At 70.6% G+C, this 14,537-nt stretch carries 12 protein-coding genes and 2 pseudogenes; 8 read left to right on the forward strand and 6 right to left on the reverse strand.

Features of this window, described 5'->3' with window-relative positions:
- Positions 1-18: 18 nt before the first annotated feature.
- From EAO70_RS20055 to EAO70_RS20070, 4 genes are all read right to left on the reverse strand, one after another.
- Positions 19-1,446, reverse strand: a complete 1,428-nt coding sequence (locus tag EAO70_RS20055) for a sensor histidine kinase (protein WP_148004258.1) — start codon at positions 1,444-1,446, stop codon at positions 19-21.
- A gap of 38 nt (positions 1,447-1,484) precedes the next feature.
- A complete protein-coding gene (locus EAO70_RS20060) occupies positions 1,485-2,285 on the reverse strand; it encodes a DUF4429 domain-containing protein (protein WP_148004259.1) in 801 nt (266 codons plus the stop codon).
- A gap of 74 nt (positions 2,286-2,359) precedes the next feature.
- The gene (locus EAO70_RS20065) at positions 2,360-3,574 is read right to left on the reverse strand and encodes an alpha/beta hydrolase (protein ID WP_148004260.1); all 1,215 of its coding nucleotides are present in this window, start codon (positions 3,572-3,574) and stop codon (positions 2,360-2,362) included.
- A gap of 49 nt (positions 3,575-3,623) precedes the next feature.
- On the reverse strand, positions 3,624-4,259 hold the full coding sequence (locus EAO70_RS20070) for a TetR/AcrR family transcriptional regulator (protein ID WP_261992955.1): 636 nt from the start codon (positions 4,257-4,259) through the stop codon (positions 3,624-3,626).
- A 126-nt stretch (positions 4,260-4,385) separates the two neighbouring features.
- Here EAO70_RS20070 and EAO70_RS20075 point away from each other — a divergent pair, with 126 nt between their 5' ends.
- Together EAO70_RS20075 and EAO70_RS20080 are read left to right on the forward strand one after the other, a co-directional pair.
- Complete coding sequence (locus EAO70_RS20075; RefSeq protein ID WP_148004262.1) at positions 4,386-6,008, forward strand: MFS transporter; 1,623 nt, start codon at positions 4,386-4,388, stop codon at positions 6,006-6,008.
- A 235-nt stretch (positions 6,009-6,243) separates the two neighbouring features.
- Positions 6,244-6,654, forward strand: a complete 411-nt coding sequence (locus tag EAO70_RS20080; protein ID WP_261992956.1) for a peptidase inhibitor family I36 protein — start codon at positions 6,244-6,246, stop codon at positions 6,652-6,654.
- Between the two features lie 164 nt (positions 6,655-6,818).
- On the opposite strand, the gene aceE is transcribed toward EAO70_RS20080, so the two are convergent.
- Positions 6,819-9,551: a pyruvate dehydrogenase (acetyl-transferring), homodimeric type gene (gene aceE / locus EAO70_RS20085; RefSeq protein WP_148004263.1), complete on the reverse strand. Its 2,733-nt coding sequence runs from the start codon at positions 9,549-9,551 to the stop codon at positions 6,819-6,821.
- 418 nt (positions 9,552-9,969) lie between these two features.
- Here aceE and EAO70_RS20090 point away from each other — a divergent pair, with 418 nt between their 5' ends.
- The 6 genes and pseudogenes from EAO70_RS20090 to EAO70_RS20115 form a co-directional block, all read left to right on the forward strand.
- Positions 9,970-10,392 (forward strand): DUF3052 domain-containing protein, encoded by a 423-nt coding sequence (locus EAO70_RS20090; RefSeq protein WP_041662345.1) that lies wholly within the window; start codon positions 9,970-9,972, stop codon positions 10,390-10,392.
- Positions 10,393-10,545: 153 nt separating this feature from the next.
- Complete coding sequence (locus EAO70_RS20095) at positions 10,546-11,016, forward strand: peroxiredoxin (RefSeq protein WP_148004264.1); 471 nt, start codon at positions 10,546-10,548, stop codon at positions 11,014-11,016.
- Positions 11,017-11,142: 126 nt separating this feature from the next.
- Positions 11,143-11,718, forward strand: a complete 576-nt coding sequence (locus EAO70_RS20100; protein ID WP_015033386.1) for a TerD family protein — start codon at positions 11,143-11,145, stop codon at positions 11,716-11,718.
- Positions 11,719-11,819: 101 nt separating this feature from the next.
- A complete protein-coding gene (locus tag EAO70_RS20105) occupies positions 11,820-12,395 on the forward strand; it encodes a TerD family protein (protein WP_148004265.1) in 576 nt (191 codons plus the stop codon).
- 28 nt (positions 12,396-12,423) lie between these two features.
- On the forward strand, positions 12,424-13,572 hold the full coding sequence (locus tag EAO70_RS20110) for a DUF475 domain-containing protein (protein WP_148004266.1): 1,149 nt from the start codon (positions 12,424-12,426) through the stop codon (positions 13,570-13,572).
- A 130-nt stretch (positions 13,573-13,702) separates the two neighbouring features.
- Positions 13,703-14,383 (forward strand): annotated as a pseudogene (locus EAO70_RS20115) (Tellurium resistance); the annotation flags it as partial.
- Here EAO70_RS20115 and EAO70_RS20120 read toward each other — a convergent pair.
- Positions 14,375-14,537, reverse strand: a pseudogene (locus EAO70_RS20120) (DUF475 domain-containing protein); the annotation flags it as partial. The pseudogenes EAO70_RS20115 and EAO70_RS20120 sit on opposite strands and share 9 nt — an antisense overlap.

The raw sequence follows: 14,537 nt of genomic DNA on the forward strand, positions 1-14,537 counted from the left end.
GGCGGTGGACCTGTCGGCCTACCGGATCGTGCAGGAGGCCCTGGCGAACGTGGTCCGGCACGCCCCGGGGGCGTCGACCAAGGTGTCCGTCCGGGCGGCCGGCGCCGGCTTCCCGGGCTCCGCCGCGGCGGGCACCGGGTCCGGGGCCAGCGGCAGCCGTGCGGCGACCCGGAAGCCGCCGTCCGGCAGCGGCCCGGTGTCCAGCGAGCCGCCCGTCAACCGTACGCGCTCCCGCATGCCGACGAGCCCGTGCCCGGTGCCGGCCGCGCCGCCTTCCACCGCGGAACCCGCCTCGGTCGAGGGCCCGTTGACGACCAGGACCGTCAGCCAGCCGCCGGCCGCCCGGACGGACACCTTGGTCGACGCCCCCGGGGCGTGCCGGACCACGTTCGCCAGGGCCTCCTGCACGATCCGGTAGGCCGACAGGTCCACCGCCTGCGGTACGTCCCCGAGGTCGGCGGCGAGCCGCAGTTCGACCGGCACCCCGGCCCGCACGGTCGCCTCGACGAGCTGCTGGACCCGGTCGAGACCCGGCTGCGGGGCGCGCTCGCCCTCGCTGCCGTCGCTGCGCAGCACCGACAGCAGCCGTCGCATCTCGGCCAGCGACTCGCGCGCGCTCGACGCGATCGAGGTGAACTCCTCGCGCGCCGCGTCCGGGAGACCGGGAATGCGGTACGGGGCGGAGTCGGCCTGCACGGTGATCACCGACATGTGGTGGGCGACCACGTCGTGCAGCTCGCGCGCGATCCTGGCCCGCTCCTCCAGGAGCGTGCGGCGGGACCGCTCGGCCTCACTGATGGTCTCCTGCTCGACGAGCCGCCGCTGGGCGTCGCCCCGCGCGCGTACCGCCGAGGTGAGGAGGAGCAGCACCCCGCTGAGGACGACGAGCAGGGTGTGGACGCTGGTGTACTCGGGGGGCCGGGCGGTCTCCAGGACGTAGCCGGCCGCGCCGGTCGCCAGCCACACCCCGAACAGGGCCCGGCGGGACTCGCGCAGGCCGAGCGCGATCATCAGCGCGCAGTAGCCGACGACGGCCGGCGGGGTCCAGGGCCAGAGTTCGGCGCGGGGGCCGTCGGCGACCAGGAGCACGAGCGCGCCGAGCACGTCGGCGGTGAAGATGATCCACCAGGCCTGGAGCGGGCGGGCGACGGCGAGCAGCAGCGGCGCGGTCTGGGCGGTGCCGATGGCTCCGGCGAGTGCCCCGTGGACGCCGTAGTCCTCGGCGAGGAGGTGGACGGTGGTGGGGAGCAGGGAGGCGACGAACGCGACGGCGACGGCGTACGGCAGCTGCCGCACCCACCGCGAGGAGGCGTCGGCGAGGAGGGGTGCTCCCGGTGCCGTGGGTGTGGTGAGCGCGGTCCCGAGCCCCCGGAACGCCTCGCGCGTCCGGGTGCCGAGCCGCCGGAGGGCGGGGGTGGGCGGCTCGTGCCGCGGTTCGGTAGCCATGACCCGCTCAGGGTAGGCAGCGGGCCGGGCCCCCGACGTCATACCGGGGACCGGGCTCGGGCCTGATACCGGGGTATGACACCGGGGCGCCGGCGTGGGTCGGGGCCGCCGGCGTCGGTCACGGCCGCCGCGAAGGGGAGCGACAGGTGCACCGGGCCGTAGCCGAGGCCGAACACGACGGAGGCCGGGTCGTGGTCCGGCCGGGACGCGCGGGGCTCGCCGCCCCGGGGCACCAGCCGCAGGTGCCCGTCCAGGACGTCCGGCGAGCGCCACTCGACCCCGCAGAGGTCCCGCACGTGGAAGAACTGGTCACCGGCCTTCCACTTCTCGGAGGAGGCACCCGTCCACGACCAGCGGAACGAGACCTCCGACTGCCCGTCGAAGCTCGCCTTCCCGTCGTACGCCTTGAAGGACTGCGGGCCCTGCGGCGGCGCCACCAGGAAGCGGTCCGCGGGCTCCGCGCCGGGCCCGTCCGAGGGGTCGCCGGAGGAGGCCGCGGCCCCCGGCCCCAGGACGGTCCGCAGCTCGTCGCGGTAGTACTCGGCGAGCGTCTCCCGGTCCGCCGGCAGCACCAGGCGGTACGGGTCGCAGGCCTCCGGGAGCTGCCCCGCGGCCGCCTCCATCAGCGGATCGGCGCCCGGTCTCGGCACGGCGTGCAGCACGACGGTGCCCCGCTTGCCGGGCGAAAGCGTCATGGACGCCAGCGCCTCGTGCGGTACACGTCGTTCGCGCAGCACGCCGAAGAGCCTCGGCGCACGGTTCCCCCGGTCGAAGCGGATGACGAGGGCGTCACTCTCGAACTCCCAGGTGGCATGAATTCCGGCCAGCACATCACCCATACGCCTCATCGTATGCGGCGTGTGCCCGTGCGTCGCCCCCGTGACAGGTCCCGAAATTACGTGATCTACGCGCGTCAGCGCCCTTCCGCACCGGATATTCCCTCGTGGCAAGCGCTGTCGGCACCGGCGCACACCAGGTCGCGGTAGGCGCCGACGCCTATCGCGGCGAAGTTGCCGAGGCTCTCGGTGCCCGGCGTGAAATAGCCGCTGTGGCCGATGGCGCCGCGGGCCGAGAGCAGCCGGGCGCCGAACTCCGGGGCCACCGGATCGGCTCCGTGCCCGATCCCGCCCACCTCCAGGTGCGGCACGTCCGCGATCCAGTCGTCGGCGTCCCGCATCGCCCACACGCGCGCGGGGGTGCGGAGTTCCGCCGCCCGCTCCACCCGCATCCCGGGACTTCCGGCCACCGCCACGTCCGTCACCCGGGCCGGGAGCCGGGGCGCGGCGACCCCGCAGAGAACGGAGCCGTAGCTGTGGCAGAACAGGGCCACGCGCGCGTCGCCGGGCAGTCCCTCGGTCAGCCGGACGAGCCGGGCGGCGCCGCCCTCGGCGAGACGGCCCGTCATCGCGTCGACGCCGACCCCGGCGGGCGCGGTGTAGTCGGCCCAGGCGATCACGGCGACCCTGGCGCCGGGGGAGGCCGCCCGCTCGGCGCGGTACAGCGACCGGGCCATGCCGGCGGGAGCCCCGTACCGGCCGTGGGTCTTCTGGAAGGTGAGGAGGTTGGTGTCGACGCCCGGCACGATCACCGAGACGCGCCGCGCCCGCGCCAGGTCCCCCAGGACCTCAGCCGTCCGGCCCGTACCGGTGGGGTCGAAGGCGAGCACCTGCCGGCCGGGCCGCAGGAGCGAGACGAACCGGTCCAGGCGCCGCTGCGCCTCGTGCCGGCCCTCGGGGGAGAGCCGGGCGTCGCGGACCTGGTCCCGCTCGGCGTCGAGCGCGCGCCCCAGCGCGATCCGGTTGGCGCGGTAGCGCAGGGCCACCGGCGCACCGTCGAGATTGCCGACGACGAGCGGGTGCCGTACGGCGAGCGCGGTCCCGCGCGCGTGCCCGAGCCGGGCGAAGTACGCGGCGACGACCCCGGCGGAGGCGGTCGGCGCCGGCAGCGGGCGGTGGTCGACGCGGTCGCGCGCCCAGGCGGCGAGCGCGGCCTCGCGGGACGGGCCGGGCACCGGGCGGTGGTTGATCGTCGTCCAGCCGGTGGTCGTGAGCAGCACGAACACGACGGCGAGCGCGAGCAGGGCGCGCAGGACGACGAGCGAGGGGGAGTCGGCTTCGACGGGTGTCACGGGCGGCCACCCTACGGGGCGCGGATGAACGGTCCGGCCCCTTCGTGAGCTACGCCTCGTCGCGCCAGCGGGGGGCGAGGGCCGGCCCGAGGTGATCCAGATACCGCTCGGTCAAGGCACGGATGGCCTCCAGGCTCTGATCCGTGCCCCGGCCCCACATCTGCCCTGTCACGCGCATCACACCGCTGAAGGCCGCCACCGCGATCCGCGGACGCGGGTCCGCGTCGACGTCGAGGCCCTCCCGTTCGGCGATGATCCCGGCGAGGGTCTCCTCCATCTCCATGGAGCGGCGCAGATGGACGGCGAGGAGCGCGGGCGTCGACTCGATCATCTGGAAGGTGCGCAGATAGAGCTCCAGCGGGACGACCGCGGTGATGGCGTCGCCGATGGTGTCCCAGCCGGAGAGCACGGCGTTGCGCAGCGCGTCGAAGGGGCCCTCGCCGGCGGGCCGACGCCGGAGCGCCTCCACGAAGCGCGCCTCCACCATGTGCTGGACGGCGAAGGCGACCTCCTCCTTGGAGGAGAAGTAGCGGAAGAAGGTCCGCTGGGAGACCTCGACGGCGTCGACGATCTCGTCGACGGTGGTCCGTTCGTAGCCGTGCGAGGTGAAGAGTTCGAGGGCCACCTTGACCAGTGCCTCGCGCGTTCGTTGCTTCTTCCGCTCCCGCAGGCCGGGCAAGGTCACGTCAGGGTCCCCTACTTCACGTTTCTCACGCATTTGCTCCTGCTCAGCGTACCTGTGAGCTACGTGACAGTTACCGGCGCGTGAATCGCTTTGTCAATTGTCAGTGACTGTCACTAGCCTCTTCGCATGAATAGTCAGACCACCGTGGAAAAGGCCCCGCAGGGTCAGGGGGACGCCCGGGAACCCGCACCGGCCCCGGCGAAGGGACTGCGCGGCCATCCGTGGCTGACGCTCTTCGGCGTGGCGGTCGGCGTGATGATGGTCGCCCTCGACGGCACCATCGTCGCCATCGCCAACCCCGCCATCAAGACCGACCTCGGCGCCTCCCTCGCCCAGGTCCAGTGGATCACCAACGGCTACCTGCTCGCGCTCGCCGTCGCGCTGATCACCGCCGGCAAGCTCGGAGACCGCTTCGGCCACCGGCAGACCTTCCTCATCGGCATCGCAGGCTTCGCCCTGGCCTCCGGCGCCATCGGCCTCTCCGACTCCATCGGGGCCGTGATCGCCTTCCGCGTCCTCCAGGGCCTCTTCGGCGCCCTGCTGATGCCGGCCGCGCTCGGCCTGCTCCGCGCCACCTTCCCCGCCGAGAAGCTGAACATGGCCATCGGCATCTGGGGCATGGTCATCGGCGCCTCCACCGCCGGCGGCCCGATCGTCGGCGGCCTGCTCGTCGAGCACGTCAGCTGGCAGTCCGTCTTCTTCGTCAACGTGCCGGTCGGCATCGTCGCGCTCGTCCTCGGCCTGGTCATCCTCAAGGACCACCGCGCCGAGAACGCGCCGCGCTCCTTCGACATCCTCGGCATCCTGCTGCTCTCCGGCGCCATGGCCTCCCTCGTCTGGAGCCTCATCAAGGCCGGCGAGTCCTGGGGCTGGTCCAGCGGCAAGACGTGGGGCGGCCTGCTGGGCGCGGTGCTGCTCTTCGCGGTCTTCGCCTTCTGGGAGACCAAGGTCAAGGAGCCGCTCATCCCGCTGGCGATGTTCCGCTCCGTGCCGCTCTCGGCCGGTGTGGTCCTGATGGTCCTCATGGCCTTCGCCTTCATGGGCGGCCTCTTCTTCGTGACCTTCTACCTCCAGGGCGTGAAGGGGCTCAGCCCGGTCGACAGCGGTCTGCACCTGCTGCCGCTGACCGCGATGATGATCGTCTCCTCGCCCCTCGCGGGCGCGCTGATCACCCGGTTCGGCCCTCGGGTCCCGCTGGTCGGCGGCATGGTCTGCACGGCCGTCGCGATGTTCGGCATGATCACGCTCTCGCCGGGCACCGGCACCCTCGTCATGTCCCTCTGGTTCGCGCTGCTCGGCCTCGGTCTCGCGCCGGTCATGGTCGGCGCCACCGAGGTCATCGTCGGCAACGCGCCGCTGGAGCTCTCCGGCGTGGCCGGCGGACTCCAGCAGGCCGCGATGCAGGTCGGCGGCGCGCTCGGCACCGCCGTGCTCGGTGCCGTGATGTCCTCCAAGGTCGCCTCCTCCTTCGAGCCCAACTGGGTCGCCGCGGGCATCCCGGCCCCGGCCAACCCGCAGCTGGAGCAGGCCGCCGAGTTCGGCATGGCCCCGCCGGAGCTGGCCCAGGCGCCGGGGATGACCCCTGAGGTCTTCCAGCAGATCACCGGCGTCATCCACGACACCTTCCTCGACGGCATGGGCCTGGCCTTCACCGTCGCCGGTGTCGTCGCCGTGGTCGCGGCCCTGGTGGCCACGCTCACCAAGCGCGGCGAGAACGCCGAGGCCGGCGGCATGGGCGGCCACATCTGACGTCCGGTCCGTCGTCCCGCGGGGTGCCTGCGGGACCATGGCCCTCGGGCTCCCGCAGGGGCCGTCACCCTTTCGCGTGAACGGGGGCGGCCCCTCTTCCGTCCCGGCGTGACCTCCGCCATGCTTTTGGTTACGGAGAGTCACCAAACGGGGGTTCATCAGCATGTACACGTATACGACATCGGTCCCGAGGTCGGCTGCGAAGACGGCTGCGAAGACGGCCACGCAGACGGCCGTGAAGACGGCCACGCAGACGGCCGTGAAGGCGGCCACGACATCGGTCACCAAGACGGCTCTGCTCGTCGCGGTCGTCCTGGCCGCCTGCCTCGCGGCCCCGGCGGCGGCCGCGCCGGCCGCGACCGCGCTCGGGGCCTGCGGTCCGGGACGGCTCTGCCTCTGGCCCAAGCCGGACTTCAAGGGCAGGGTGCAGACCCACGAACTCGCCACGACCGACCTCGACAGCTGTATCGCGCTGCCGCCGGGCGCCTCGGCCCAGTCCCTCGCCAACCGCACGGGTCGGCCGGTCACGACGTACCAGTCCGCCGAGTGCGCGGAGGTGGGGGAGTTCGAGACCTACCCGGGGCGCGGCACCTGGGTGCCGCAGACGCCCTACGAGGTCAGAGCGTTCAAGCTCTGGGAGCGGTAGGGGCGAAAGTGGCGGGAGGGGCGGGAGATGAACCGGGCGGCGATCTTCGCAGTGACGACACGTCGAAGGGCGGCGAGACCGAGGTCCCACCGCCCCTCACCAGGTGCGCTGTGCTGTCCGGGCGCCGCCGGGACGTTCCCCGGGGCCCCCGGGGAGCTGTCGGATCAGGCGTCGCCGCCCGCGGCGCCCGGGTCGGCGGCCGCCACGTCGAGCAGCTGGTAGCGATCCACCGCCTGCTTCAGGGCCGACCGGTCGATCTTGCCCTCGCGGGCCAGCTCGGTCAGCACGCCCAGCACGATCGACGGGGCGTCGATGTGGAAGTAACGGCGGGCCGCGCCCCGGGTGTCCGCGAAGCCGAAGCCGTCGGCGCCCAGCGAGCTGTACGGGCCCGGCACCCAGCGGGAGATCTGGTCCGGCACGGCCCGCATCCAGTCCGAGACCGCCACGAACGGACCCTCGGCGCCCTGGAGCTTGCGCGTCACGTACGGGACGCGCTGCTCCTCGTCCGGGTGGAGCAGGTTGTGCTCCTCGACGGCCACGGCCTCGCGGCGCAGCTCGGTCCAGGAGGTCGCGGACCAGACGTCGGCCCGGACGTTCCACTCCTCGGCGAGGATCCGCTGCGCCTCCAGCGCCCACGGCACGGCGACGCCGGAGGCCATGATCTGCGCCGGGATCGAGCCGGCCTCGGCCGGCTTGAAGCGGTGGATGCCCTGGAGGATGCCGTCCACGTCCACGTCCGCCGGCTCGGCCGGGTGCTGGATCGGCTCGTTGTAGACGGTGAGGTAGTAGAAGACGTCCTCGGCCTCGGAGCCGTACATGCGGCGCAGACCGTCCTTGACGATGTGCGCGATCTCGAAGCCGTAGGCCGGGTCGTAGGCGATGCAGGCCGGGTTGGTCGAGGCCAGCAGGTGCGAGTGGCCGTCGGCGTGCTGGAGGCCCTCGCCGGTCAGGGTCGTCCGGCCGGCGGTGGCACCGAGCACGAAGCCGCGGGCCAGCTGGTCGGCCATCTGCCAGAACTGGTCGCCGGTCCGCTGGAAACCGAACATCGAGTAGAAGACGTACACCGGGATCAGCGGCTCGCCGTGGGTGGCGTAGGCCGAGCCGGCGGCGATCAGCGAGGCCGTACAGCCGGCCTCGGAGATGCCGTCGTGCAGCATCTGGCCGGTCGGCGACTCCTTGTACGCGAGGAGGAGTTCGCGGTCCACCGCCTCGTACTGCTGCCCCAGCGGGTTGTAGATCTTGGCGCTCGGGAAGAAGGCGTCCATACCGAAGGTGCGGTACTCGTCGGGGGCGATCAGCACGAAGCGCTTGCCGATCTCCTTGTCCCGCATGAGGTCCTTCAGGATGCGGACGAAGGCCATCGTGGTGGCGATGGACTGCTGCCCCGAGCCCTTCTTGGCGGCCGCGTAGGTCTTGTCGTCGGGGAGCGTCAGCGGCTTCGACCGCACGACCCGGGTGGGGACGTACCCGCCCAGCGCCTGGCGGCGGTCGTGCATGTACTGGATCTCCTCGGAGTCCCGGCCCGGGTGGTAGTACGGCGGCAGGCCGTCCTCCAACTGCCGGTCGGTCACCGGGATGTGCAGCCGGTCGCGGAAGCGCTTCAGGTCGTCGACCGTCAGCTTCTTCATCTGGTGCGTCGCGTTGCGGCCCTCGAAGTTCGGGCCCAGCGTCCAGCCCTTGACGGTCTGGGCGAGGATCACGGTCGGCTGGCCGGCGTGCGCCTTCGCCGCCGCGTAGGCCGCGTAGATCTTCTTGTGGTCGTGCCCGCCGCGGCCCAGGTGCAGCACCTGCTGGTCGGTCATGCCCTCGACCATCGCCCGCAGTCGGTGGTCGTCGCCGAAGAAGTGGTCGCGGATGTAGCCGCCGGTCTCGGTGGCGTACGTCTGGAACTGGCCGTCCGGGGTGGTGTTCAGCCGGTTGACCAGGATGCCGTCGCGGTCCTGCGCGAGCAGCGGGTCCCAGGAGCGGTCCCAGATCAGCTTGATGACGTTCCAGCCGTTGCCCCGGAAGATCGACTCCAGCTCCTGGATGATCTTGCCGTTGCCACGCACCGGGCCGTCGAGCCGCTGGAGGTTGCAGTTGACGACGAAGGTGAGGTTGTCCAGGCCCTCGCGGGCCGCGATGGACAGCTGGCCGAGCGACTCGACCTCGTCCATCTCGCCGTCGCCGAGGAAGGCCCAGACGTGCGACTTGGAGGTGTCCGCGATCCCGCGCGCCTCCATGTACCGGTTCATCCGGGCCTGGTAGATCGCACCGAGCGGGCCGAGGCCCATCGACACCGTGGGGAACTCCCAGAAGTCCGGCATCAGACGGGGGTGCGGGTACGACGACAGCCCGTTCGGGAACTTCGACTTCTCCTGGCGGAAGCCGTCGAGCTGGGTGTCGTTCAGCCGGTCCAGCAGGTACGCGCGGGCGTAGATGCCGGGCGACGCGTGCCCCTGGAAGAAGATCTGGTCGCCGCCGTCGCCCTCGTCCTTGCCGCGGAAGAAGTGGTTGAAGCCGACGTCGTACAGCGAGGCGGAGGAGGCGAAGGTCGCGATGTGGCCGCCGACGCCGATCCCCGGACGCTGGGCGCGCGAGACCATGACGGCCGCGTTCCACCGGGTCGCGTTGAGGACCTTGCGCTCGATCTCCTCGTTGCCGGGGAAGAACGGCTCGTCCTTGGTCGCGATCGTGTTGACGTAGTCCGAGCTGCGCATCTCGGGCACGGCCACGCGCTTCTCGCGGGCCCGCTCGATGAGCCGGAGCATGAGATAACGGGCCCGCTCACGGCCCCGCTCGTCCACGGCCGCGTCGAGGGAGTCGAGCCATTCCTGGGTCTCTTCCGGGTCGAAATCCGGGACCTGGCTGGGAAGGCCGCCAATGATGATCGGGTTGCGATCGGATCCGGGAGCCACGCTCTTCCTTCGCTGTTCGGTGGTACCCACGGGGCCACGGAGTGGTCGGGATGTCCATCGTGTACCCCGTGTGCGCCAGACGTCACATTTACCGAGGGGTAACCCCCGGCGGTGTCCTCCACGACTCTGGGTGCGGTCAAATCGCAACCTTACGCTCAACCCGCGCATGCGTTTCGTCCTGGCGTTCGGCAGACTGAAACCTCAGAAGTCCGCAAACCGGCCCGAATCATGTGTGCCTGATCACGGAGAGGGGTGACCGTGGCGCCGGAAGTTGCGGCGAGACGGCCCCAAACGTCACCGTTTCGGCGGTCTCCGCGGCCGGGTACTTGCGCGATCCACCCCGGCACGTGTGGACTACGGCCAGCGCCGCGCGCATACGCGCGGCCCAAGCATTTACCGAATGAGCAGGAGGCAAGCCGTGAGCGCGACCGCGGACCACGCGGAGGAGCGGACCAACCCGGCCGGCAGGCTGGGGTTCGAGCCCGGACAGGTGGTCCAGGAGATCGGCTACGACGACGACGTCGACCACGATCTCCGTGAAGGCATCGAGTCCATCATCGGGGCCGAGCTCGTGGACGAGGACTACGACGACGTCGCCGACGCCGTCGTGCTCTGGTTCCGCGACGAGGACGGCGATCTCACCGACGCCCTGGTGGACGCCATCGGTCTTCTGGAGGACGGCGGCACCATCTGGCTGCTGACGCCGAAGACCGGCCGCGACGGCTACATCGAGCCGAGCGACATCAACGATGCCGCGCAGACAGCTGGTCTCTCCCAGACCAAGAGCATCAGTGTCGCCAAGGACTGGACGGGCACCCGCCTGACCGCCCCCAAGCGCTGATCCCCACGCTGCGATCAGCCCCCGCCGGTCCGCCGGCGGGGGCTTTCGTGCGTCCGCCCGCCGGGCCTCCCGGGGGCCCGCGCACCCAGGCCGTAGGGTGGGGTTCACCGATTCGGCCCAAGGTCAGGGCCCCGCCGAAGGGATGCGTACGCGATGGCGATCGAGGTCGGCGCCGAGGCCCCGGATTTCGCGCTCAGGGACAACCACGGGCGCACCGTCCGGCTCTCCGACTTCCGCGGCGAGAAGAACGTGGTGCTGCTCTTCTACCCCTTCGCCTTCACGAGCGTCTGCGCCGGCGAGCTCGGCGAGCTGCGGGACAACCTCGCGACGTTCGTCAATGACGACACCCGGCTCCTCGCCGTCTCCGCCGACTCCATCCACACCCTGCGCGTCTTCGCCGAGCAGGAGTCCCTGGAGTACCCGCTGCTCTCCGACTTCTGGCCGCATGGCGAGGCCTCCCGCGCCTACGGCGTGTTCGACGAGGAGAAGGGCTGCGCGGTGCGCGGCACCTTCGTCATCGACAAGGCCGGGGTGGTCCGCTGGACCGTCGTGAACGGCCTGCCGGAGGCCCGCGACCTCGGCGACTACGTCAAGGCCCTGGACGCGATCCGGCCCCCGATCTGACCCGACACCCGGATTCACCGGGCGAATCGACTGTTTCGAGCGGGAACCCGTCACTAGGATCCACACGTTGATCCGATGCCAACGCACGACCGGGGGCGCTGCCCCTGAAAACCTATGGAGGGACTCGTGGGAGTCAGCCTCAGCAAGGGCGGCAACGTCTCGCTGACCAAGGAGGCCCCTGGCCTCACCGCCGTGACCGTCGGTCTGGGCTGGGACGTCCGCACCACCACCGGTACGGACTTCGACCTCGACGCCAGCGCCATCCTGGTGAGCGCTGAGGGCAAGGTCCGCAACGACCAGGACTTCGTGTTCTTCAACAACCTGAAGAGCGCCGACGGCTCCGTCGAGCACACCGGTGACAACCTCACCGGTGAGGGCGAGGGTGACGACGAGCAGGTCAAGGTCAGCCTGGCCACGGTGCCGGCCGACGTCGCCAAGATCGTCTTCCCGGTGTCGATCTACGACGCCGAGAACCGCCAGCAGTCCTTCGGCCAGGTGCGCAACGCGTTCATCCGCGTCGTGAACCAGGCCGGCGGCGCCGAGATCGCCCGGTACGACCTCTCCGAGGACGCCTCGACCGAGACCGCCATGGTCTTCGGCGAGCTGTACCGCAACGGCGACGAGTGGAAGTTCCGCGCCGTAGGCCAGGGCTACGCCTCGGGCCTGCGCGGCATCGCGCAGGACTTCGGCGTCAACGTCTGAGCCGAACCGTTCGAACCGTCCGGCGCCGCACCTCCCGTGCGGCGCCGGACGTGCCTCATCATCACCGACGTGCCTCATCACCAACGGGGAGGAAACGAATCATGGGCGTCACGCTCGCCAAGGGAGGCAATGTCTCCCTCTCCAAGGCCGCACCCAACCTCACCCAGGTCCTCGTCGGGCTCGGCTGGGACGCGCGCTCCACCACCGGAGCCCCCTTCGACCTCGACGCCAGCGCGCTGCTGTGCCAGGCCGGCCGGGTGCTCGGGGACGAGTACTTCGTGTTCTACAACCAGCTGCGCAGCCCCGAGGGCTCGGTCGAGCACACCGGAGACAACCTCACGGGCGAGGGCGACGGGGACGACGAGTCCCTGGTCGTGGACCTCTCCAAGGTTCCGGCCCACTGCGACAAGATCGTCTTTCCGGTGTCGATCCACGACGCCGACAACCGCGGTCAGAGCTTCGGCCAGGTCAGCAACGCGTTCATCCGCGTCGTCAACCAGATGGACGGCCAGGAGCTCGCGCGATACGACCTCTCCGAGGACGCCTCCACCGAGACCGCGATGATCTTCGGCGAGCTCTACCGGTACAACGGCGAATGGAAGTTCCGCGCGGTCGGTCAGGGGTACGCGTCGGGTCTGCGGGGCATCGCTCTAGACTTCGGGGTCAACGTCTCGTAAAGCCATGTAATTCACGATGGGGCAAACAGTGGTTCTGAAAACCTTCGGCTGGTCGTTCGCCATCACGGCGCTCGGCCTGGCCGCAGCGGTGCTCTACGGGGGGTGGGAGGCGTTCGGGATCGTCGCGATCCTGTGCGTCCTCGAGATCTCGCTGTCCTTCGACAACGCGGTGGTCAACGCCGGAATCCTGAAGAAGATGAATGCCTTCTGGCAGAAGATCTTCCTCACCGTCGGTGTGCTCATCGCCGTATTCGGCATGCGACTGGTCTTCCCCGTCGTGATCGTGGCCATCAGCGCCAAGATCGGCCCCATCGAGGCGGTCGACCTCGCGCTCAACGACGCCGAGCGCTACGAGCAGCTCGTCACCGACGCCCACCCGTCGATCGCGGCCTTCGGCGGCATGTTCCTGCTGATGATCTTCCTCGACTTCATCTTCGAGGACCGCGACATCAAGTGGCTCGGCTGGCTGGAGCGGCCGCTGGCCAAACTCGGCAAGATCGACATGCTGTCGGTCTGCATCGCCCTGATCGTCCTGGCCGTCAGCGCCATGACCTTCGCGGCCCAGGCCCACCAGCACGGCGGCGCGCACGCCGACAAGACGGCGACCGTCCTGCTCTCCGGCGTCTTCGGCCTCATCACGTACCTCGTCGTCGGCGGGCTCTCCGGCTACTTCGAGAACAAGCTGGAGGAAGAGGAGGAGCGCGAGCACGAGGCCGAGGAGGAGGCCAAGCGCAGCGGCAAGAAGGTCGGCGCCGTGCAGCTGGCCGGCAAGGCCGCCTTCTTCATGTTCCTCTACCTGGAGGTCCTCGACGCCTCCTTCTCGTTCGACGGTGTCATCGGCGCCTTCGCCATCACCAACGACATCGTCCTGATGGCGCTCGGCCTGGGTGTCGGAGCCATGTACGTCCGTTCGCTGACGGTCTACCTGGTCCGCCAGGGCACCCTCGACGACTATGTGTACCTGGAGCACGGCGCGCACTACGCGATCGGCGCGCTGGCCGTGATCCTCATGGTCACCATCCGCTACCAGATCCCCGAGGTCGTCACCGGTCTGATCGGCGTCACCCTGATCGCCCTGTCCTTCTGGTCCTCCGTCCGCCGCAACAGGGCGCTCGCCGCGGCCGAGGGCGGATCCGGTTCGCCGGGGGACAAGACCGGGGTGTCGTCCGGGGTGTGACACCCCCGGGATTGAGGAACGCTTCCCTGCGGGGCGGCCGGAGCACCCGGCCGCCCCGCAGTCATGTGCGGTGCCGGCGCGGACCCCTCGGGGGCGCCGGCGGTCGACGATCAGTGGGGGTGAGGGCGGCATGGCCTTCTGGGACAACCTGTTTCCGGGGAGGGCGGCGTCGCAGTTCGACTCGGGCAGCGCCGCGTCGAACACGATCGATCTGACGAAGCGGCGTCCGTCCGTCTCGCTCAGCAAGCAGGGGGCGGCCACCGGCAACCTCCGGGTGAACCTCTCCTGGCGGATGCGGACCTCCGACCTCGAAGGACGCTCCCGGCAGAGCGGCCGGCTGCTGCGCAACCCGTCCCAGCTCTTCAAGCCGGAGGTCGTGCAGGCCCACACCCAGGGCATGGTCAACGTCGACCTGGACCTCGGCTGCCTGTACGAGCTCGCCGACGGCAGCAAGGGCGTGGTGCAGCCGCTCGGCGGCTTCTTCGGGGACCTGAACGGCGCGCCGTACGTGAAGCTCAGCGGCGACGACCGCTTCGGCGGCTCCTCCGGGGAGACGATCTTCGTCAACCTGGACCACAAGGACGAGATCAAGCGCCTGCTGTTCTTCGTGTACATCTACGACCAGACGCCGGCCTTCGACCGTACGCACGCCAAGATCACGCTCTATCCGAGCAACGGCCCCCGGATCGAGATCGACCTCGAGGAGCGCGCCCCGCAGGCCCGCTCCTGCGCGGTCTTCACCGTGGAGAACGCCAAGGGCGAGCTCACGGTCCGCCGCGAGGTCCGCTTCGTGTACGGCTTCCAGGCCGAGCGCCATCAGGACGATGTCGTTGGTGATGGCGAAGGCGCCGATGACACCGTCGAACGAGAAGGAGGCGTCGAGGACCTCCAGGTAGAGGAACATGAAGAAGGCGGCCTTGCCGGCCAGCTGCACGGCGCCGACCTTCTTGCCGCTGCGCTTGGCC

It is taken from the genome of Streptomyces sp. adm13(2018) (assembly GCF_008042145.1).
In the GTDB taxonomy this organism is placed as follows: domain Bacteria; phylum Actinomycetota; class Actinomycetes; order Streptomycetales; family Streptomycetaceae; genus Streptomyces.